Origin of the sequence: Nocardia carnea, assembly GCF_029868855.1 — a bacterium.
Taxonomy (GTDB): domain Bacteria; phylum Actinomycetota; class Actinomycetes; order Mycobacteriales; family Mycobacteriaceae; genus Nocardia; species Nocardia carnea_A.
Genome location: NZ_JARWOV010000040.1, coordinates 1 through 20,243 on the forward strand (window position 1 = coordinate 1; position 20,243 = coordinate 20,243).

Annotated in this window: 16 protein-coding genes; 11 read left to right on the forward strand and 5 right to left on the reverse strand. The window is 68.9% G+C overall.

The window, feature by feature from the left end; all coding sequences use genetic code 11:
• Positions 1-182: 182 nt before the first annotated feature.
• The 3 genes from fabG1 to QH195_RS03210 all read left to right on the forward strand — a co-directional run bounded on the left by fabG1 (position 183) and on the right by QH195_RS03210 (position 2,939).
• Positions 183-899: a 3-oxoacyl-ACP reductase FabG1 gene (fabG1, locus tag QH195_RS03200; protein ID WP_280424766.1), complete on the forward strand. Its 717-nt coding sequence runs from the start codon at positions 183-185 to the stop codon at positions 897-899.
• A gap of 114 nt (positions 900-1,013) precedes the next feature.
• Positions 1,014-1,847: an NADH-dependent enoyl-ACP reductase InhA gene (gene inhA / locus QH195_RS03205; RefSeq protein WP_280424765.1), complete on the forward strand. Its 834-nt coding sequence runs from the start codon at positions 1,014-1,016 to the stop codon at positions 1,845-1,847.
• 24 nt (positions 1,848-1,871) lie between these two features.
• A complete protein-coding gene (locus tag QH195_RS03210) occupies positions 1,872-2,939 on the forward strand; it encodes a ferrochelatase (protein ID WP_280434264.1) in 1,068 nt (355 codons plus the stop codon).
• 101 nt (positions 2,940-3,040) lie between these two features.
• On the opposite strand, the gene QH195_RS03215 is transcribed toward QH195_RS03210, so the two are convergent.
• Positions 3,041-3,856 (reverse strand): hypothetical protein, encoded by an 816-nt coding sequence (locus QH195_RS03215; RefSeq protein WP_280424763.1) that lies wholly within the window; start codon positions 3,854-3,856, stop codon positions 3,041-3,043.
• Between the two features lie 64 nt (positions 3,857-3,920).
• Positions 3,921-4,748 carry a DUF3097 domain-containing protein gene (locus QH195_RS03220; RefSeq protein ID WP_280434265.1) on the reverse strand — a complete coding sequence of 276 codons (828 nt, stop codon included), beginning with the start codon at positions 4,746-4,748 and terminating at the stop codon, positions 3,921-3,923.
• Between the two features lie 101 nt (positions 4,749-4,849).
• On the opposite strand from QH195_RS03220, the gene QH195_RS03225 reads away from it, so the two are divergent.
• The 5 genes from QH195_RS03225 to QH195_RS03245 all read left to right on the forward strand — a co-directional run bounded on the left by QH195_RS03225 (position 4,850) and on the right by QH195_RS03245 (position 11,648).
• Positions 4,850-5,281 (forward strand): NfeD family protein, encoded by a 432-nt coding sequence (locus QH195_RS03225; RefSeq protein WP_280424761.1) that lies wholly within the window; start codon positions 4,850-4,852, stop codon positions 5,279-5,281.
• A complete protein-coding gene (locus QH195_RS03230) occupies positions 5,281-6,549 on the forward strand; it encodes an SPFH domain-containing protein (protein WP_280434266.1) in 1,269 nt (422 codons plus the stop codon). The genes QH195_RS03225 and QH195_RS03230 overlap by 1 nt, the downstream gene beginning before the upstream one ends.
• Before the next feature lie 118 nt (positions 6,550-6,667).
• Complete coding sequence (locus tag QH195_RS03235; protein ID WP_280434267.1) at positions 6,668-7,951, forward strand: ABC transporter substrate-binding protein; 1,284 nt, start codon at positions 6,668-6,670, stop codon at positions 7,949-7,951.
• The gene (locus QH195_RS03240; RefSeq protein ID WP_280434268.1) at positions 7,948-9,855 is read left to right on the forward strand and encodes a hypothetical protein; all 1,908 of its coding nucleotides are present in this window, start codon (positions 7,948-7,950) and stop codon (positions 9,853-9,855) included. Before QH195_RS03235 ends, QH195_RS03240 begins: the two co-directional genes overlap by 4 nt.
• Entirely contained in the window at positions 9,852-11,648 is a 1,797-nt protein-coding gene (locus QH195_RS03245; RefSeq protein WP_280434269.1) for a tetratricopeptide repeat protein, read from the forward strand. Before QH195_RS03240 ends, QH195_RS03245 begins: the two co-directional genes overlap by 4 nt.
• A 151-nt stretch (positions 11,649-11,799) precedes the next feature.
• Here QH195_RS03245 and QH195_RS03250 read toward each other — a convergent pair whose 3' ends face one another.
• Positions 11,800-12,522: a TVP38/TMEM64 family protein gene (locus QH195_RS03250; RefSeq protein WP_280434270.1), complete on the reverse strand. Its 723-nt coding sequence runs from the start codon at positions 12,520-12,522 to the stop codon at positions 11,800-11,802.
• Between the two features lie 319 nt (positions 12,523-12,841).
• Here QH195_RS03250 and QH195_RS03255 point away from each other — a divergent pair, with 319 nt between their 5' ends.
• From QH195_RS03255 to meaB, 3 genes are read left to right on the forward strand one after another with little or no spacing between them, the layout of a single operon-like run.
• Positions 12,842-14,716, forward strand: coding sequence for a methylmalonyl-CoA mutase family protein (locus QH195_RS03255; RefSeq protein WP_280434271.1), 1,875 nt, complete (start codon positions 12,842-12,844; stop codon positions 14,714-14,716).
• Positions 14,716-17,001: a methylmalonyl-CoA mutase gene (gene scpA, locus QH195_RS03260; protein WP_280434272.1), complete on the forward strand. Its 2,286-nt coding sequence runs from the start codon at positions 14,716-14,718 to the stop codon at positions 16,999-17,001. The genes QH195_RS03255 and scpA overlap by 1 nt, the downstream gene beginning before the upstream one ends.
• Entirely contained in the window at positions 16,998-17,990 is a 993-nt protein-coding gene (meaB, locus tag QH195_RS03265) for a methylmalonyl Co-A mutase-associated GTPase MeaB (protein ID WP_280424749.1), read from the forward strand. The genes scpA and meaB overlap by 4 nt, the downstream gene beginning before the upstream one ends.
• Positions 17,991-18,123: 133 nt before the next feature.
• On the opposite strand, the gene QH195_RS03270 is transcribed toward meaB, so the two are convergent.
• Together QH195_RS03270 and QH195_RS03275 are read right to left on the reverse strand one after the other, a co-directional pair.
• On the reverse strand, positions 18,124-19,026 hold the full coding sequence (locus QH195_RS03270) for an amidohydrolase family protein (protein ID WP_280424748.1): 903 nt from the start codon (positions 19,024-19,026) through the stop codon (positions 18,124-18,126).
• A 25-nt stretch (positions 19,027-19,051) separates the two neighbouring features.
• The gene (locus QH195_RS03275) at positions 19,052-20,122 is read right to left on the reverse strand and encodes a nucleoside hydrolase (RefSeq protein WP_280434273.1); all 1,071 of its coding nucleotides are present in this window, start codon (positions 20,120-20,122) and stop codon (positions 19,052-19,054) included.
• Between the last annotated feature and the right edge of the window lie 121 nt (positions 20,123-20,243).

A 20,243-nucleotide genomic window follows, 5' to 3' on the forward strand; every position in this document is an offset into this window, starting at 1 on the left:
GTAACCGGATCCACCGGCCCTCCCCGGGGCCGGTGAGCACGCCGTGCACGGGCCGGGGTCGATACCGAACCCCGCCCCGTGCCGGATGGCTGGTTTTTGTTAGAGACGCACAAGTACACGGGGGAAATATGGGTGGACGTCCCATGCGAGTGGTACCGCTGCCGCCAGGTAGGTTTGTCCCCATGTCGAACTTCACAGCACGCTCGGTTCTGGTGACCGGCGGCAACCGCGGGATCGGGCTCGCGGTGGCGCAGCGCCTGCACGCCGACGGCCACAAGGTGGCAGTCACCCATCGCGGTTCGGGCGCACCCGAGGGCCTGCTCGGCGTGAAATGCGATGTCACCGACAGTGAATCGGTGGATCGGGCTTTCTCCGAGGTCGAGGCGCAGCAGGGGCCGGTGGAAGTACTGGTGGCCAATGCGGGTATCACCGACGACACGCTGCTCATGCGGATGAGTGAAGAGCAGTTCACCAAGGTGGTCGATGCCAACCTGGCCGGTGCCTTCCGGTGTGCCAAGCGGGCCAACCGGGCCATGCTGCGTGCCCGCTGGGGCCGGATGATCTTCCTCGGTTCGGTGGTGGGTCTCGCTGGTCAGGCCGGGCAGATCAACTACGCCGCATCGAAGGCCGGCGTCGTCGGGCTCGCGCGCTCGATCACTCGTGAGCTCGGCTCGCGGTCGATCACCGCCAATGTCGTCGCGCCCGGTTTCATCGAGACCGATATGACCAAGGACCTGCCGCAGGAGATGCGGGAGATGGCCGAGAAGTTCATCCCGCTGCAGCGAGTCGGCAAACCCGAGGACGTCGCGGCCGTGATCAGCTTCCTCGCCTCGGAGGATTCGGCCTACGTCTCCGGCGCGGTGATCCCGGTCGACGGTGGTATGGGTATGGGGCACTGACCCGTCCACAGGTCACCGAGCACATCTCGACAGCCGCGCCGGCGATACGGTGAGCGCGGCGCCGGCGGTCGAGCGCGATACACAACACCACACATCAGGGAGAACCGAGAACTCATGGGCGGATTGCTCGAAGGCAAGACGATCCTCGTCACCGGCATCATCACCGATGCCTCGATCGCATTCCATGCGGCGGCGATCGCGCAGAAGGAGGGGGCCCGGGTGATCATCACCGGCCTCACCGAGCGCCTGCGGTTGATCGACCGGATCGCCAAGCGACTGCCCGAGGAGGTGCCGCCGGCCATCGGGCTCGACGTCACCAACCAGGAGGACCTGGACAAACTGCCCGACGAGCTGCGCCGCCTCGCACCCGAGGGTATCGACGGTGTGCTGCATTCGATCGCCTTCGCGCCGAAAACCCTGATGGGTCCGGATGCCGTACCGTTCCTGGAGGGGCCGAGCGCGGATGCCGCGAAATCCTTCGAGATCTCGGCGTGGAGCTATGCGGCGCTGGCGCGTGCGGTACTGCCGGTGATGAACGAGCGCGGGTCGATCGTCGGAATGGATTTCGATCCCCGTACCGCCATGCCGTACTACAACTGGATGGGTGTGGCCAAGGCCGCGCTGGAATCGGTGAACCGGTACGTGGCGCGCGAGGTCGGGTACGCGAAGAAGATCCGGTCCAACCTGATCGCCGCGGGCCCGGTGAAAACTCTTGCGGCCAAGGCCATCGCCGGAACCGCGACCGACGACGCGAAACAGCTCAAACAGCTGGATACGTACTGGGACGGCGCGTCCCCGATCGGCTGGGACGGCGGCGCCGAGGTGGTCGGCAAATCGATCGTGGCACTGCTGTCGGATTGGCTGCCGGCGACCACCGGATCGATCGTCTATGTCGACGGCGGGGCCAGCCACAACACCTGGTTCCCCGAGAACATGCCGCTGGACTGAGCACCGGACCCGGAAGGAGGCGCCGTGGCCCGCGTGGCCGACGCACTACTGCTGCTGTCCTTCGGTGGACCCGAGGGCCCCGAGGATGTGCTGCCGTTCCTGGAGAACGTCACCCGCGGTCGCGGTGTCCCACCCGAACGCCTCGCCGAGGTCGCCGAGCACTATCTGCATTTCGGCGGGGTGTCACCGATCAATGCCTGCAACCGCGCGATCATCGCCGCGGTGGAGGCCGAGCTGGCGCGTGCCGGCCTGGACCTGCCGGTGTATTTCGGCAACCGCAACTGGCATCCGATGGTCGAGGACACGCTGGCGCAGATGACCGCCGACGGAGTGCGTTCGGTCCTGGTGTTCCCGACCTCGGCCTGGGGCGGTTATTCGGGGTGCCGGCAGTACGACGAAGATATCGCCCGGGCGCGGGCGGCAGTCGGCTCCGGCGCTCCGGAACTGGTGAAGCTCCGGCAGTATTTCGACCACCCGCTGTTGATCGAGGCATTCGCCGACGCGATACGCGCGGCCCGGGCCTCGTTGCCCGCCGATCGGCTCGACCGCACCAGGTTGGTGTTCACGGCGCATTCGGTGCCGGTCGCGGCCGACAACGCGGCCGGACCACCTGCCGACGGTGGCCGCCTCTACAGTCGTCAGGTAGCCGAAACCGCGCGGTTGTGCGCGGCCGCAACAGGTTTCGGTGATTACGACGTGGTATGGCAGTCGCGGTCGGGACCGCCGCAGGTCCCGTGGCTGGAGCCGGATATCGTCGATCATTTGGAAACCTTGCCGGACAAGGGGTTCGATGCCGTGATCGTCTGTCCGGTGGGTTTCGTCTCCGATCATCTCGAGGTGATCTGGGATCTCGACAACGAAGCCGCCGCGAAAGCCGCCGAACTCGGTATCGTCTTCGCCCGCGCGGCGACACCGGGGACCGACGGCCGATTCGCCGAGATGGTGGTCGAGCTGATCGGCGAGCAGTTGCGCGGAACATCACCGCGTCGCCTCGGCGAGGTGCCCGGTTACGGTTGCACGGTCGACGGTGCGCTCTGTGCCGTCGGCTGTTGCGAACCGGTCCGGCGTCCCGGGGGTCGTCCGCACTCCTGATTCCGGAGGCGCCGTGCCGGTGTATACCGTGTCGCCATTGCACCACCTCTACGTCGCTCCCCGGGCCGGGTTCGCGTCGGCCGGATCGCGCCGGGATGAGTTCAGCGTGTCTGCGGAGCTGCGGTGTGTACGGCGACGAGGCGGGCGGCGCGGATCGCGTCCCAGAGCGGGCGGAGCAGGGATTCGTGGGCAGTGGCGGCGGTCGCCGAGGTGGGTGCGGAGGCGGGCTCGCGCTGGGCGACGGTGAGGATCGCCGCCACATGGTCGGCGGTGTCGAGAATGCGCTTGGCCCGCAGCGGCACGTAATCGGGGTAGGTGTGCCGGGAGTAGTCGGCCAGTTCGGCCTCGATGAGTTCGCGCGGATCCGCGTCGCCCGCGCCCAGGCCGGTGGTGTGCAGCCGCATGAGCGCGTCGGCGGCATCACGGACGGCTTCGCGCATGGCGTACTCGGCCTCGCCCAGCGACATATCGGGGCCCGCGGCCGGCGGCATCGAGACGGCGTAGACCGTCCACTGCAGCGTGGAATCATCCGTGTGATAGGGGATGAGGCCGGTGCCGTCGGCCCCCGGAACTCCGATGAGAATTCCCTCGCCCGCCTCGATCGCATCGGTGGCGAAGGCCGTCCCCACCGGGAGCCCGCGGACATCGCCGGGTACCGGCAGCACCAGCCGCAGCTCCGCGCCGGGCTCGGCCAGCGCCTGCCGAATCATCTTGAGCAACGGCATAACCGCCGTCGCGGCGGAATCCCCGAGTGCGGTCCACGGCACATCCGTGCGCCCACCGGTCACCGGATCACCGGCGGCCAGGGTGTGCCGCGGGGCCCAGGCGTGCAACGCCTCGAGGACGTCGTCGGGCGCGCTGCGACCCGCGAGCCACGAACCGGCCCACAGCGTGAGGGTGGCACTGGGAGAGCACATAATCATCGAGCATAAAGGGTGTCGGCAGTCGGCGGGCGGCGTCTGCGCAGGCTGTCGGCACGCGTTAGAATTGTTGCCCCGGTTCGGTGACGAAATCGATAAGCCGCTCCACCGCACCGAGCAGCGGCGCCTCCAGATCCCGGAACGAATTCACCGCCGAGTACACCCGCCGCCAACCGTCCTGCGGTGTGCCCCAGCCCAGTCGGCGGCAGACACCGGTTTTCCAGTCCTCGTTACGAGGGATGCGCGGCCATTCCGGTATTCCGACGGCCGCGGGTTTCACCGCCTGCCAGACATCCACAAAAGGATGCCCGGTGACGAGGACGAATTCGCCGAGCCCGGTGGTGAGATGGGTCTCCTTGGAACCGGTGACCAGGTGATCCACCAGGACGCCGACACGTTTACCGGGCCCGGGCCCGAATTCGGCCAGGCGGGTAGCGAGATTGTCCAGTCCTTCCAAATGCTCCACCACCACACCCTCGACCCGCAGATCGTGACCCCAGACCCGCTCCACCAGCGCTGCATCGTGCACGCCCTCTACCCAGATGCGGCTGGGTGCCGCGACTTTCGCGCGCAATCCCTCGACGCGGGTCGAACCGGAGGCCGAACGGGTGGGTTTCGCGGACGTCGCTTTCGCCGGCCGCAACAGGGTCACGGGTTCACCGTCGATGAGGAAAGCCGCCTCGCGTAACGCGAAAAGACGTACCGCGCCGCGGGCGTCCGCCAATTTCACGAAATCGCCGTCGTATGTGCGGTCGAACCCCACCACCGCACCGCAGAAGCCGCTGGCCGCGTCCTCCACCACGAGGTCGGGTTCGGCCACGACCTGTGCGACGGTGCGTTTCGCGGTGCGCGGGTGGCCGGAAAAGATATCGCCGTATCGATCGCTCACCGGCCCGAAAGTAGCGTATCGGCGGTTTTCGCGGCGGCTGCCGGGGCGGGGTGTCGCGGTCCGGGCCCCGAGCCGGGCAATATCCCACTAGGCTGGGCGGCGTGGCCGCTATTGTCTGGCTGGTCGCCGGCGTGCTGCTGGCGGCTGCCGAGATGTTCGTCGGTGAACTGACGCTGCTGATGCTCGGTTCCGCCGCGCTGCTGACCGCGGGGGTGAGCTTCCTGACCGATGCCCCCGTCGTCGTGGACGCGGTGGTTTTCGCGATATCGGCGGTGGTGCTGCTGCTCGGTGTCCGGCCGACACTGTTGCGGCGCTTCGGGACTCCGCCACCGACGCCGACCAATGTGGACGCCCTGACCGGGAAGACCGCGCTGGTGCTGGAACCGGTCGGTGAACACGGCGGCCGGGTGAAACTGAGCGGCGAAGTGTGGAGCGCTCGGTCCCTGGACCCGGGGGAGGAGTACCCGGAGGGCGCGACCGTGTACGTGATGAAGATCGACGGGGCGACCGCGGTCGTCTGGAAGGGCCCGTAATGGCTGCATTGATACTCGTCGCCGCCCTCGTGGTACTGGCGGCTGTGGTGGTTTTCAAGTCGATCGCGCTGGTACCGCAGGCAGAGGCCGCGGTGATCGAACGGCTCGGCCGGTATTCGCGGACGGTCTCGGGGCAGCTGACGTTCCTGGTGCCGTTCGTCGACCGGATCCGCGCCAAGGTCGACCTGCGGGAACGGGTGGTGTCCTTCCCGCCGCAACCGGTGATCACCCAGGACAATCTGACCTTGCAGATCGACTCGGTGGTGTACTTCCAGGTCATGCAGCCGCAGGCGGCGGTGTACGAGATCTCCAACTATATCGCCGCGGTCGAACAGCTCACCGTGACCACCCTGCGCAATGTGGTCGGCGGGATGACCCTGGAGGAGACGCTGACCTCCCGCGACCAGATCAACAATCAGCTGCGCGGGGTTCTCGACGAAGCCACCGGCCGCTGGGGCCTGCGGGTGGCCCGGGTGGAGCTCAAGGCCATCGATCCGCCGCCCTCGATCCAGGAATCGATGGAAAAGCAGATGAAGGCCGACCGCGAGAAGCGGGCCATGATCCTCACCGCCGAGGGCACCCGGGAATCGCAGATCAAAACAGCCGAGGGCGCCAAACAGGCGCAGATCCTCTCCGCCGAGGGCGCCAAACAGTCGGCGATCCTGTCTGCCGAGGGTGAACGGCAGAGCCGCATCCTGCGGGCCCAGGGTGAGCGTGCCGCCTCCTACTTGCAGGCGCAGGGACAGGCCAAGGCGATCGAAAAGGTTTTCGCCGCGATCAAATCGGGCAAACCGACTCCCGAGCTGCTGGCCTACCAGTACATGCAGACCCTGCCCATGGTCGCGCGGGGCGATGCGAACAAGGTGTGGCTGGTGCCGAGCGATTTCGGGAAGGCGCTGGAGGGGTTCGCCAAGAATTTCGCCACCAAGGGCGAGGACGGTGTCTTCCGGTACGAACCCCCGGCCGAGGACGAGGCCGCGGGGAAACCGGCCGATGATGCCGACGAGGTCGCGGATTGGTTCGATACCAGTACCGATCCGGCCGTCGAGCGCGCGGTGCGGGCCGCGGAGTCCGTGGCACGGACGCCGGTGGATACGGCGGCGCCCGTGAACACGAGCAAATCGGAACCGCAGACCCCGCCGCGGCAACAGCCCCCGCAAGCGGTGATGCCGCCACGGCCCGGTCCCGCGTACGGCGTGCAACCGCAGCAGCCGGGCATGCCCGAGCAGCAATACCACCAGGAGCCGCGGCCACCGCATCAGCAGTAGCTCGCCCGTTCCGGCCCGCCGGGTGACCGGCTCGGTCATCCGGCGAAACCACGCCGCCGTGCCACGGCGTGAGGGATAATCGAAACCCTCTGCTGGACATGGGTATCGGGGGAACCGGGTGAGGACACGTCGTACCGTGCTCCGGACCGCGGCGGTGCTGCCGCTGCTGGCGGCCTGCTCGCCGGATGTTCTTCTCGGTGCGCCGGGTTCGGTGCGGATCGCGGTGTCGTGGAGCGGTCCGGAACTGGCGGCCTTCCGGTCGGTGCTCGCGGGCACGCGACTACCGGAACCGGTGGAGGTCGTACCCCTCGGCGACGAGATCGACACCGCGCTCACCGCGCGCGGGAGGTCCGCCCCGGATATCGTCATGCTCCCGCAGGCCGGCCTGGTTCGCGAGCTGATCGCCGACGGCCGGTTACGCCCGGTACCGGAGGATCTCTGGTTCGATGCGCAGGGACCGCGGTACGCCGAGCACTGGCGCCGGTTGTGTCAGCACGACGGCCGTCCCTACGGCGTGCCGTTCAAGGCGACTGCCAAATCACTGGTCTGGTACGACCGGGAAGCCGTCGCCGGGCTCCGGGCCGGCGACCCGGCGAGTTGGGCACTGCATGACTGGTCGGCAGGCGTGCGGCGATTGGCGGGCACCAACCGGCGGTTCCTGTCCTTGGGCGCGGCCGACGGCTGGGTCCTGACGGACCTGTTCGAGAATCTGCTGCTGGCCGAATCACCGGCGGTGTACGAATCACTGGGGTCCGGGGAACGGGCCTGGGATACACCGGCGGTCCGTGAGACGTTCGCCCGGCTCGGGGATCTGTGGGGCGTGCGAGAGGCACTGGCCGGTGGGGTCGCTACCGCATTGGTCCGGCAGTTCGCCGACGCGGTGCGCGATGTTTTCGAACACCGCCGCGCCCTGGCAGTGGCGGCCCCCGATTTCGCCGAACCGGTGGTGCGCGACGCATTGCGCAGGGCGGGCCGTCCCGAATCCGCGGCGGGCGTGGTGCCCTTTCCCGCGGTGGCCACGGACCGGGACAGACCGCGCATCGTCGGTGGCGATGTCATGGTGCTCACCCGCGCCGCGGGAGATCGCGCCGATGCCGTGGTGCGCGCGCTGGCCGATGCGCAGGCGCCGTTGCCGTGGATCGAGGGTATCGGCGGATTCCTCGGCCCGAACATACGGACTCGGGCACGGTATTCGGCGTGGGCATCGGAACCGGCCGCCTCGCTACCCACCTGGCCCGCATTCGACCTGTCCGATCGGATCGGCGCCGTCGGCGGCCGGGAGGGGTTGTGGCGGGTGCTCACCGAATTCTTGATCACCGTCGGTGATGCCGGCGGTGACGTGGGCGTTGCCACCGATACCGCGGTGGCGACACTGACACGGTTCGAACGGGGGTGGCGATGACATCGGCGGAGCCGGATCCGGGAGTCCCGGGGGTGCGGCGCCCGGCGGCGGACCGGTTGTCGCGGACCTATCGCGCCCATGGTGTGGACCTGGAACTGCCGCTCGCTCGTCTGCGCGGCCCACTGGTGCCGGGCAGCCCGCCGCCCCGGGGTATCACTCGGATCGCCGGTACACCCGCGGTGCTGTTGCTGGTGATGTTGCTGATCCCGGCGGGCGTCACCGTGGTGCTGGCGGTCCGGACCCGTTTGTGGCTGGTGGTGGGCTGCGCGATCCTGGCCGCCGCATTCGTGGGCGCGGTGCTTCGTACCCGCCGAGCGGACGCGCGGCAGATGGACGATGCCGTACCCGCCGGCACCGATACGGGCGCGGATCGGCTACGCCGGTGGGCGGCGCCGATGTCGATCACGGTGGTGGCGGTGATTGCGTTGTATCTGCTCGGCGGGCCGTATGCGCGCAGCCTGTACTGGATGGGTTTCGCGGCGGTACTGCTGGTCGCGGCGATGGTGCTCGCCTGGTGGAGTCGCAACACCCGGGGCCTGTGGCTGCTGCCGCTGATCGTGCCGTTCGGGATCTCCGCGTTCGTCGCCGGTGTGGCATTCCGGCTCGTCTTCCAGTACTCGGGCGCATACGTCGGGTTCGACGGGTTCCCGGGTTACCGCGCGTGGTTCGTGATGATGCTCGGTTCGGCATTCCTGTGGACGTGGCTGGGATTCCTCATCGCGCTGTTCCGGGCGAGTATCCGCGCTCTCACCGCCGATCCGGTGCGGTACAGCCGGATCACGAACGAATCCGGATTCGCCCTGTATCGGCGGCTTTTCGCGCTACAGCGGCCGGTGCTGCTGGTGGCCGGACTCGTCGTCGGTGTCGCTGCCGCCCGGGTTTTCGATGTGGTGCTGATCGGCGTCCCGGGATCGGTGCAGTACCGGCTCGACAGTGCCACGGTGCACTGGTGGCGGCTGGCCGCCGATCCGGCCACCGCGGGCGAGGCCGCCGCGTACGCCCTGCCGCTCACCGTGCTGGTCGCGATGGCGGCGTGGGCGTTGCAGAGCGATCTCCGCGACCGGCCGCCCGGCGTGTCCCCGGTCCCGGCGGTGGCCTACACGGGACCCGCCGATTCCGCCGGCGGGCTCGCCGGATACGCCCGTACCGCCGGGTTCGGGCTGGTGGCGATCGCGGCGGTACTGCCGTTGATCGCATTACTGGTGGTGGCGCTGCAGGGCACCGGTGGCTGGTCGCTGAGCGCGTTCACCGATATGTGGACGGATCCGGCGCTGCGGAAATCCATCCAGGCGACCCTATGGGTTGCCTTCCTCGCGACAGTTGTCGTGGTGGCCGCCGCGGCGCCGCTGGCATATCGGCTCGCCGTCGCCCCGGAGGGGAGGTCGGCCCGCGGCACGGTGACCGCGCTGGTGGTGCTCGCCGTCCTGCCGGTACAGGCGTATCTGGGGCCACTCGATACATTCATCGACGATCACGGCCTCTCCGGTACCCGGATTCCGCTGGTGCTCGTCCATGTCGCCGCCGGTCTGCCGATCGCGGTGCTGATCCTGCGCGGCGCGGTCGTCGCGCCGCGGGGTAGCCCCGCCGCGGACGCGCTGCGCGGGATGGCCGCGCCGGGAACGATCGCGGGCCGGCTGTTCACGGCGGCCGGACCTGCTGTGGTCGCGGTGGCGGTCCTCGAATTCGTCCAGGTCTGGAACGATTTCGTCGTCGGTCTGCTGGTCAGCGGTGCGGGTGCGTCGCCGTGGTCGCTGCTGCTGTGGGGCGAGGCACGTCAGTTCGGGGAGAACGCCGCGCAACTCGCGGCCGGCTCGCTGATCTCGGCCGTACTGCCGGTGGCGCTGGTGCTGGCGACCTGGCGGCGCTGGATCATCCCCGGCCTGACCGGAGGAGTGCTGCGATGAACGAACCGCTACCGCGTTCCGTGGTGGTACCGGGTGTGCTGGGCGGTCTCTCGGTCATCGCCACCACGTTGCTGATCGAACTGGGACGCAATCTGGTGATGAACTCGTTCGGGGAGAGCGACGGGGTCCGGCTGCTCTCTTCGGGGTTGCGGTGGCTGGCGGTGCTGATCGTGCTGATCGCGGTGGTGTACGCCGGTTACCGGTTGGCGATGGAGCGGCGGGCGCGGCTCCGGCTCGCCACCCGCCGGGACGCGCTCGCGGTGCTGGACGGGACACGGCCGTCCGGACCGCCGGTGCCGCGAGACCTGGCCTCGCCGGCTGTACTGCCCGGTATCCCGGGATGGCGTAGCGAAGTTGTCGCCGCGCTGCGTGAACTTCCGGTACGCAGTTACGACACCGCGACCCTGCACGCGGTGCTGGCCGCGATAGCGGCTGTGCACGACGATCTGCCCGGCCCGCTCCCCGGACCCGTGGACTCCGAAACACAGGAGCCCGTGCCGCTCGGCGATCCGCGCACAGCGCCCGGTCTCCGGCAGTGGTTGGAACACGGCCGCGTCCTGCACCGCAGTGGTGACCACCATGTGCTCGGGAAAGTCCCGGAAACCCCGGCGGCGCCGGAGGTCCGCGCCGGTGAGATCTGGCCGGCGGCGTTGTTCGCCTTGCTCGCGCACTGTGCCGATCAGGCCTCGAGCTGGGCACTCGCGTTGACCAGGATTCCCTTTGCGCCCGGTGCCCGGCGCTGGTTCGCCGCGGAGGAGACCTACCTGGTGGCGCTGGTGGAACGAGTCTCCGCGCTGTCCGGAGCAGAGGATCTACCGCTCGGTGGCCGCCTCGGCGTACGCACGATACCTCCGGCCACGGTCGTACAGCTGGTCCGGATCGCCGACGCATTGGATATCTGGTATGCGCATCAGGTCCGGATCCGGGACGACCAGAGCGCCGCGGTGGCGGCGAGCCTCAGCAACCTGACCGAACGGTCGGCGATGAGCTGGTACACGCGGTCGATGGAGTTGCGGCAGCCGCAACCCCACGACCTCGGGAGTGCGCAGCAGCCGGGACGGTCCGGTGCCCGGACACATCGGGCGCAGACCGTCGACGAGCCGGTGCTCCCTCCGAGTCTGGCTCGGCGCGAGAATTCCACCGAGCCCACCGATCCGCTCTGCGGGATACGCGGACGGGCAACGGGCCTGGCGGCGCGGTGGAAGCACCGCGCGGCGCTGGAGCGATTGACCGCGGCCGCAACGCCGGATGATCTGGCGGACGCGGTGCACCTCTTACGGGCGGCATGGTGGCGGCTACCGCGCGAAGATGTGACCAACCAGGTACGTGTGCTCACGAATCTGGCTGTAGCGCATATCGAACAGGGCCGGCTGGATGCGGCCGCGGATCGGCTCGAGCTGGCCGCGGTGCGCGCCGCCGACGAGGAGGACGACGCGGGCCGTGCCCTTGTCCAGGAACTGGCCGGCGCGGTGTGCTGGGCACGCGGTGACTCCCGCAGCGCAGTGCGCTGCTGGCAGCTGGCGTTGACCCGCTACGACGACCTGGCCGACGATCGCGGTATCGCCGGGTGCCTGCACAATATCGGTTCGGTGCTGCGTGTCGTGCCCGAGCACGCCGACGTGGTTCTCGGCGACGATCCGCCACCGGCCACCGAGGATGTGCACCGTTACGCCCAGGACTGGCTGGACGAAGCCGCGGCGCGGCGGGCGGGCACACCGCCACCGCAGTGCGACCGGCGGCCGTTGCGCGCCGGGGAAACCGGCGATGCCTGGCCGGACGCTGCCGGCCGGTAGGCGTATCTCACTCCGGGATCACGATGGGTCGTCGGCGAGGATCCGCATGGGAACGACCACTCGGTTACCCGGTGGCGGGGATCGGAAGTAACCGATGAACCTCCACGTCTGCGCGGCCACTCAGTTCGCGTGAACGGTAACCGGACTGTGGCTATCGGTCCGCGACGATATCGCCCGGCGTTGTGGCCGGCGATATGCCGGAAGGGGGCCCGGAGATCGTGGCCGGGGCGTTGGCGACCGGTTTCCAGCGCTGATCGATCACCAGGCCGAGGAGGCCGGCGGCGATGCAAGCGATCGACACCCCGACCATGACCGGATGCGTGCCGCCGGTCAGTGCGTCGGCGAGCACCACGGTGGCGGCCGTTCCGGGCAGGATTCCCACGGCCGTGGCGCCCAGATAAGGCCAGAAACGGATCGAGGACAGCGCGCACGAGTAGTTCACCACCGAGAACGGTGCGAACGCGATCAGGCGCAGCGCGCCGACCGCGAGCCAGCCGCGCCGGTGCAGTCGGTCGTCGATGATCTGCACCGTGGGGTGGTTCAGATACGGCGCCACCCGGTCCCGGCCGAACGCGCGGACCAGCAGGAAGGCCGCCGCGGCGCTCAGCAGGGAAGCCGTGACGGCCACGCCGAGGCCGACGACGGGGCCGAAGAGCAGCCCTGACGCCACCGTGAACACGGTGCGGGGCACCGGCGCGATGATGATCAGGGTGTGCGCCGCGAAGAACAGCACCGGGAACCAGGGACCGGCCCCCTCGGCCCATTCCTGGATCTGGCGGGGATCGGGCAGCGGGGTGAGCAGTGCCGCCGCGCAGACGACCGCGGCGAGGCACAGCACGAGGACCAGCCGACGGTCGCGGAGGATGCGGGACACCGGGCGAGATTACCGAGCGCCGACCGTGCCGCGGCAATCGGTGCCGACGCTGTGGCCGGGCGGTGGCGGCGCGCGGCGGTTGTGCGATCGGTCGGCGCGGCCGTGAACAGTAGCGGGCCGGACGGCCGGATGCCTCGGCCTGGCGAGGTTACTCGTTGGTAGCGGTGGCCCCGAGCGCTCGATACGGGCGCCCCGGCTAGCATCGGAAGGGGCGGGCTGAATGCCCGTTAACCAAAGTATTCGCTGAGCTGGGCGGATGCCAAGGTACCCGCGCACGTAGTTGGTGCGCTTGTACTGGAACGACAAGAGGGAACAGGGTATGCCGATTGCTGCAGAGCCCGCGGCCGGGGCTGATCCGTCCTCGTCCGCGGTGCCCGAATATCCCGCCTGGCGCAAGGGTGTGGCGGGTGTGCTGGCCAAGACCCGCAAGGTCGATGCGGCCGAACTCGGTGCGGAACCCGAAAAGCTGCTGAACCAGTCCACCTATGACGGGCTGGAAATCGCACCGCTGTACACGCGCCGCGACGAACTGCCCGAGCAGCCGCTACCCGGCGCCTACCCGTTCGTCCGCGGCGGCGACGCCACCCGTGATGTCCATCGCGGCTGGTTCGTCAACGTTCGTATCGACGCCGCCGATGCGGCGGCAGCGAACCGGGAACTGACCGCCGGCCTGGAGAACGGCGCGAGCGCCGTCGAACTCGGCGTCGGTGCGCACGGTGTGCCGGTAGGCGATCTGGCCGCCGCGCTCGACGGCCTGCTGTTCGAGCTGGCACCGCTGGCCCTGCGTGCCGGCACCGACACCGCCGAAGCGGCCGCGGCCGTCTACGAGGTGGTCGACCGGTACTCGGCGCCCGACCGTGCCGCGATCCGAATCTCCCTCGGTGCGGCCCCGCTCACCGCCGAGTTCGCCGGAACCGATGACCTCGGCCTCGCCGAGACCACCGCCCTGGCCGCCGCGGCCGGTGCGCGGCCGGAATCCGTCCGCGCGATCACCGTGGACGGCACCGCCTTCCACGATGCCGGTGCCTCCGACGCCCAGGAACTGGGTGCCGCGGTCGCGGCCGGGCTCGAGTACTTGCGCGTGCTGTCGGGGGAGATATCGGTTCCCGAGGCGCTGCGCCAGGTGGAGTTCCGGTTCGCCGCCACCGACGACCAATTCGCCACCATCGCCAAGTTCCGGGCAGCACGCCGCCTGTGGGCGCGGGTCGCCCACGCCCTCGGCGCGCCGTCGGAAGGCGCGGCTCCGCAGCACGCGGTGACCTCCGCGGCGATGATGAGCCGTCGCGACCCCTGGGTGAATCTGCTGCGCACCACCCTTGCCGCCTTCGGTGCCGGTGTGGGCGGCGCCGATACCGTCACCGTACTGCCGTTCGATTCCGCACTCCCCGCCGGTGAACTCGGGGTCTCGGCCTCGTTCTCGGAACGGATGGCCCGCAACACCCAGCTGCTGCTGCTCGAGGAGTCCCATCTCGGGCACGTGCACGACCCCGGCGCGGGTTCGTGGTACGTCGAGCAGTACACCGCCGATCTGGCCGCGGCCGCCTGGGAATTCATGCAGGAACTCGAGGCCGCCGGCGGCTACCGTGCGGCGCTGGACTCCGGACTGCTCGGTACCCGGATCGGTGCGACGAAAACGCGGCGGGACAGCGATATCGCCCACCGCCGGACCGCCGTCACCGGCGTCAACGAATTCCCGAACCTGGCCGAGGCGCCGCTGTCGGAGGCGGCTCGTACGGCGGGGCCGGGACAGCGGTACGGCGCCGCGTTCGAAGCGCTGCGTGACCGGTCGGATACCTACCTGGCGGCGCACGGCACCCGCCCGCAGGCGCTGCTGGTGCCGCTGGGAACCGTGGCCGAGCACAATGTGCGGGTCACGTTCATCGCCAACCTGCTGGCTTCCGGCGGGATCGAATCCATCAATCCGGGACCATTGGCCGACGGCGAGATCGCCGCGGCGGCACAGGAATCCGGGGCGACGATCGCGGTGCTCTGCGGCACCGACGCCCGGTACGGCACCGACGCCGCGGGCGCGGTGGAACAACTGCGCGGCGCCGGTGTCGAAACGGTACTGCTGGCCGGACCCGAGAAGGTCGTGGCCGGTATCGACGAGGCCAGGCGGCCGGACGGCTTCCTGGCGGCCCGGATCGACGCGGTCGCCGCCCTGACCGCCCTGCTGGAGAAGGTGGGAGCCTGATGACGACACAGCGAATCGAGCAGGTGGTCGGCAGTTTCGCCGACGTACCGCTCACCGAGCCGGGTTTCACCCCCGCCGCGGCCGATGAGAGCGCACGCGTTGCCTTCGTCCAGGAATCGGCGACGGCGAACAACTATGCCCCCGAGCAGCTGGTGTGGTCGACCCCCGAGGGGATCGATGTGCCGCCGGTCTTCACCAAGGCCGATCGGGATGCCGTCGCCGCGGCGGGATTCCCGCTCGACAGCGTCCCCGGTGTCGCGCCGTTCGTGCGCGGACCGTATCCGACGATGTATGTGAACCAGCCGTGGACCATCCGCCAGTACGCGGGTTTCTCCACCGCGGCCGATTCCAACGCCTTCTACCGCCGTAACCTGCAGGCCGGTCAGAAGGGTCTGTCGGTGGCGTTCGACCTGGCCACCCACCGCGGGTACGACTCCGATCATCCGCGCGTACAGGGCGATGTCGGAATGGCGGGCGTGGCCATCGATTCCATCCTCGATATGCGCCAGCTCTTCGACCAGATCCCGCTCGACCAGGTCAGCGTCTCGATGACGATGAACGGCGCGGTGCTGCCGATCCTGGCGCTGTATGTGGTGGCGGCGGAGGAACAGGGCGTGGCGCCGGAGCAGCTGGCCGGAACGATTCAGAACGATATTCTGAAAGAGTTCATGGTCCGTAACACCTATATCTATCCGCCGAAACCGTCGATGCGGATCATCTCCGATATCTTCGCCTACACGAGTGCGAAGATGCCGAAGTTCAATTCCATCTCGATTTCCGGCTACCACATCCAGGAAGCCGGTGCGACCGCCGATCTCGAACTCGCCTACACCCTCGCCGACGGCGTGGAGTACCTGCGGGCAGGTATCGACGCCGGGATGGAGATCGACAAGTTCGCGCCCCGGCTGTCGTTCTTCTGGGCCATCGGCATGAATTTCTTCATGGAGGTCGCGAAACTCCGTGCCGGCCGGCTGCTGTGGAGTGAACTGGTCGCGAAATTCGATCCGAAGAACCCGAAATCGCTGTCGCTGCGGACCCATTCGCAGACCTCGGGCTGGTCGCTGACCGCGCAGGACGCCTACAACAATGTCGCCCGGACCTGTATCGAGGCGATGGCGGCGACCCAGGGGCACACCCAGTCGCTGCACACCAACGCACTCGACGAGGCGCTCGCGCTGCCGACCGATTTCTCGGCCCGGATCGCGCGCAACACCCAGCTGCTCATCCAGCAGGAGTCCAACACCACCCGCCCGATCGACCCGTGGGGTGGTTCCTACTACGTCGAATGGCTGACCCATCAGCTCGCCGAACGCGCTCGCGCGCATATCGCCGAGGTGGAGGCGCACGGCGGGATGGCGCAGGCCATCGGTGAGGGCATCCCGAAGCTGCGGATCGAGGAAGCCGCGGCCCGGACCCAGGCCCGTATCGATACCGGCCAGCAGCCGGTGATCGGCGTCAACAAGTACCAGGTCGCCGAGGATCACGAGGTCGAGGTCCTCAAGGTCGAGAATTCGCGGGTGCGCGCCGAACAGCTCGAGAAACTGCGGCAACTGCGCGCCGACCGCGACCAGGGCGCTGTCGAGCGGGCACTGGCCGAACTGACCCGTGCCGCCGCGTCGTCCGGCGGCGGGATGGCGAACAACCTGCTGGCGCTCGCGATCGATGCGGCCCGGGCGAAGGCGACGGTCGGCGAGATCTCCGACGCCCTGGAGAAGGTCTACGGCCGGCACCAGGCCGAGATCCGTACCCTGTCCGGTGTGTATCGCGACGAAGCCGGCAAGGTCACCAACATCACCACCGCCGGGGATCTGGTGGAGGAGTTCGCCGAGGCCGAGGGCCGGCGTCCCCGCATCCTGGTCGCGAAGATGGGCCAGGACGGTCACGACCGCGGCCAGAAGGTGATCGCCACCGCCTTCGCCGACCTCGGCTTCGACGTCGATGTGGGCCCGCTGTTCCAGACCCCCGAAGAGGTGGCCCGCCAGGCCGCGGACAACGATGTGCATGTCGTCGGTGTGTCCTCGCTGGCGGCCGGTCACCTCACGCTGGTGCCCGCCCTGCGGCAGGCATTGGCCGATGTCGGCCGGCCCGACATCATGGTCATCGTCGGCGGGGTCATCCCGCCCGGTGACTTCGACGAGCTCTACGAGGCGGGCGCTGCGGCGATCTTCCCGCCGGGCACGGTGATCGCGGACGCCGCGATCGATCTGCTGCGTAAGCTCGGCGCCGCGCTCGGTCACGAGCTCGGTTCCGGCGCAACCGGTTCCGAGGCGAATACGCAGGGATGAACGCGCGAGCCATCGATGTCGACGCGCTCGCGCAGGCGGTCCGCTCCGGTGAGCGGGCCGCCCTCGCCCGGGCGATCACCCTGGTCGAGTCCACCCGGGCCGACCATCGGGAGCAGGCCCAGCAGCTGCTGCTGAAACTGACCCCGGAACCCGGTGCGGCCCTGTCGAACCGGGTCGGTATCACCGGGGTGCCCGGCGTGGGAAAGTCCACCTTCATCGACGCGTTGGGTATGAGCCTGATTCAGCAGGGGCACCGGGTAGCGGTGCTCGCGGTGGATCCCTCGTCCACCCGTACCGGCGGGTCGATCCTGGGTGACAAGACCCGGATGGCGCGGTTGTCGGTGGAGGCGAACGCTTTCATCCGGCCCTCGCCGACCGCCGGGACGCTCGGTGGGGTCGCCAAGGCCACCCGGGAGACCATCGCGCTGCTCGAGGCGGCCGGTTACGACGTGATCCTGGTGGAAACCGTCGGCGTCGGCCAATCCGAGGTGACGGTGGCGAATATGGTCGACGTCTTCTGCTTCCTCACCCTGGCCCGCACCGGCGACCAGTTGCAGGGCATCAAGAAGGGTGTGCTGGAACTGGCCGATCTGGTCGCGGTGAACAAGGCCGATGGTAAACACGAGATCGAGGCCAAGAGCGCGGCCCGGGAACTGTCCGGTGCGTTGCGGCTGATCCATCCGCACGATGCGCTGTGGAAACCGCCCGTGCTCACCATGAGCGGTTTGGAGGGCACGGGGCTGGACAAGTTCTGGCAGACCGTGCTGGAACATCGCCGGGTGCTCACCGAGGCGGGGGAGTTCGCCGAGAAGCGGCGCCGCCAGCAGGTCGACTGGACGTGGACCATGGTGCACGATCAACTGCTGCGCCGATTGGCCGACAATCCGAACGTGAAATCGATCCGCGGCGACGTGGAGGCGCAGGTGCGGGCGGGTGCGCTCACTGCGGCGCTCGCCGCGGAACGGTTACTGGACGCGTTCGACAGCTGACCGGGGCCCCGGCGGTGCACAGCACTGCCGGGCCTCTTCCGGTCTGAACAGGCGATGGCGGCGCCGGGATATGCGCACTCGAGTATGCGGCGTGGGCCCACCGGAACGGATTGTGTGGCCGGTCGTTCGGGGCTCAATCGAGAGCGAAAAGCTTTGCGGCAGTGTGGTAGCAGACCGCGCGCAGCCAGTTGTCGCCGAGGTCGAGGCGTTCCAGGGCCTGCACGGCATGGCGGTAGGGGTAGGGGATATTCGGGAAATCGCTGCCGAACATGATCCGGTCGCCGTAATCGGACAACCGCTTCCGCGCATCCGGCGGGTACGGGCTGCCCTCCTCGGCGAAATCGGTGAACGCCATGGTGGTATCGAGGTGGACACCGGAGTAGCGGTCGGCCAAGTCGAGGAACTCGCGGTATTCCGGCATTCCCATATGCGCCACGATGAGGCGTAGCCGGGGGAAGCGGCGAAGTACCTCTTCGACCGGTTCGGGGCCGGTGAAAATACCGGGCGCCGGTCCCGAACCGCAGTGGATCACCGTCGGGACCTGTGCGTCGGCGAGCGCGCCCCACACCGGTTCCAGCAGAGGGTCGCGGGGGTCGTAGGCGCCCACTTGAATATGTGCTTTGAAGACCTGCGCGCCCTGTTCCAGTGCGGCCGGTACGTATTCGGCCGCGGCCGGTTCGGGATAGAACGTCGCCGTGTGCAGGCATTCCGGCACCTCGGCCGCGAATTTCGCGGTCCAGTCGTTGAGCCAGGCCGCCATATCGGGGCGATGCGGGTACACCAGTGCCGTGAAGGCGCGGATCCCGAATCGGCGTAGCGCTTCGAGGCGGACCGCTTCCTCGTCCCGATAGGTGATCGGCCAGGGCCGCCCGGTGAGCGGCCCGGCCGAATCGAAGTATGCCCAAACCTTGCGCATCACCCGGTGGGGCATGAAATGGGTGTGCACATCGATCAATCCGGGCAGCCCCAGCCGCTGCCGGAACTGCGCCAGGTACGCCTCGTCGGCCGGGATCTCGGAGCCACCGGGTGTGGTCACGGGCAGGTTCTCCTCGGGTCTCGGGTCAACTCGATTCGGCGGTGAGCCGTTGTTCACCGCCGGCCGCGGGGAACCGCGCGCGAGCATAGTCGCCGATCCGGGTGACCAGCCGGTCGAAGAACCGGTCGGGGTCGGTGGCGACGACGATATCGGCATTGGGCGGGCGGCCCCACATGCCCGCCCAGTCGGCGACGGTGGTGGCCCGGGTGAGGGTACCGGCGAGCTCCACGTCCACCGTCGCGGGCCGGGTCCGGGCGAGCGCCGGGTCCAGTGCCACCGCCGCCGCGAACGGGTCGTGCATATGGGCGAGATAGCCGAGGTCGTAGCCGTGGTGGAAATCGAAATAGAAGCGGACGGCGTCGGTGACGTGGCGGATGATCGGATTGCTCGCGACCGACCGGGCTGAGGGCGGGTCCGCCGGCGAAACCGTCTCGATCGGAAAGCTTCCGGCCCGGTCGGCCAGCCGGGCGAGATGTGCGGGCCGCATCTCGATGGTTTCGGTGATATCGAGTGCGCAGACCACTGGACGCCGGTGCGCGGGCGCGGCAGAGAAGGCGTCGAAAACGATTTTCGCGGCTTCCGGGTCGACGTGGATGTTCCACTCGTTGGTGGGGGTGGTGTTACCCGGATGGTTGAACGCCCCGCCCATGATCACCAGCCGGCGCAGCAGCCGCGGGAGTTCGGGTTCGATCCGCAGCGCGAGGGCGAGGTTGGTGAGCGGTCCGGTGCACAGGCCGAGAAGTTCACCGGGATGTGCTCGCGCCAGGTCTGCCCACATCTGTGCCGCGCTGCGGTCGGAGATCCGCCGGGTAGGAGGCGGGAGTTCGGCATAGCCGACGCCCTGTGGTCCGTGAGTGTCCTCGGTGGTGCGCAGCGGCACCTCGAGTGGGTCGGTGGCGCCCAGCGCTACCTCGATATCCGGTGCGCCGACCAGATCCAGCCACGCCAGGTTGTTGATTGCGACCTGGCCGGCGGGCACGTTTCCGGCGGTGGCGGCGATGCCCGCGATCTCGGCGTCCGGACTGGCGAGCAGATACAGCAGGGCGAGGGAATCGTCCACGCCGGTATCCACATCCACGATGATCCGCTGCCGCACTCCCCGAGCCTAGTGGGCGTCACGGCGTGCCCGAGTTCGTGCCTCGTATCACCCGGCGGCACGGTGCGCCGCTCGACCGCCTACAGGTAGCGGAGTGCCCGCCGGCCACCGGATCACGGTG